This is a genomic window from Vibrio sp. Y176 (assembly GCF_033438945.1).
In genome coordinates this window covers 1-1,003 of the sequence record NZ_JAWOQS010000143.1, presented here as the reverse complement: position 1 = coordinate 1,003, position 1,003 = coordinate 1, and the positions used below count along the sequence as shown (strand labels likewise).

The window sequence follows — 1,003 nt, the reverse complement described above, 5'->3', positions numbered from 1 at the left end:
AACTGCAGAACAAAAAGCAAGCTACGGCATTGGTCTGCAAATGGGTCAGCAACTAGCTGGCTCTGGTCTTGAAGGCCTTAGCGTTGACGCTATCGCTGCGGGTATCGCAACAGCATTGACTGGCGAAATGCCATCAATTGAAATTGACGAAATCAACAATGCACTGCAAGAGCTACACACTCGCGCAGAAGCAGCTCGTCAAGAAGCAGCTAAAGCAGCAGCAGCTGATGGTGAAGCGTTCCTAAAAGACAACGCTCTACGTCCAGAAGTTAATGTTCTTGAATCTGGCCTACAGTACGAACTCCTCAATGCAGCCACTGGCCAAATCCCAACAGCTGCTAAATCTGTACGTGTTCACTACCACGGTGAACTAACAGACGGCACAGTATTCGACAGCTCTGTATCTCGCGGCCAACCAGCTGAGTTCCCAGTAACTGGCGTAATTAAAGGTTGGGTTGAAGCTCTACAACTAATGCCTGTAGGTTCTAAGTGGAAACTATACATCCCACAAGACCTTGCGTACGGTGAACGTGGCGCAGGCGCTGCAATCCCTCCATTCGCAGCACTAGTATTCGAAGTTGAGCTACTAGACATTCTATAATTGAGACTTTTCTCAATGACCTACATAAAGCGGCGCATTAGCGCCGCTTTTTTTATAAAATAATAGAAGTTGTCAGTCAAATGACCTTCAAAAAATAAATACAACAAATAAGTTAAATCGCTCAACCGTCGGAGGTACTATGCGTAAAACTCTCCTAACTTTAGCTCTCCTATCAGTGAATATTGGCAGCGCACATGCGTTTTTGGACACTGTCGTAGATAAGAGCAGCAAAAATGGTCTTATGGATATGGTAAGCCAAGGCCTAAATGCAGAATCTTCACCTCTTACTGAGCTACTAACGAGTCAGCTACCAGTTTCGACAGAACAAGCTGCAGGTGGCAGCAGTGCCCTAATTGCACTTGCTCAAAGCCAACTGTCTCAACAAAACAGCACGGAATTGCA

Annotated in this window: 2 protein-coding genes; both read left to right on the top strand. The window is 46.0% G+C overall.

Going from position 1 to position 1,003, the window contains the following annotated elements:
- The coding region (locus R7O13_RS24705; RefSeq protein ID WP_318304914.1) for an FKBP-type peptidyl-prolyl cis-trans isomerase at positions 1-601 on the top strand (601 nt) is incomplete at its 5' end.
- A gap of 139 nt (positions 602-740) precedes the next feature.
- The coding region (locus tag R7O13_RS24700) for a DUF2780 domain-containing protein (protein WP_318304913.1) at positions 741-1,003 on the top strand (263 nt) is incomplete at its 3' end.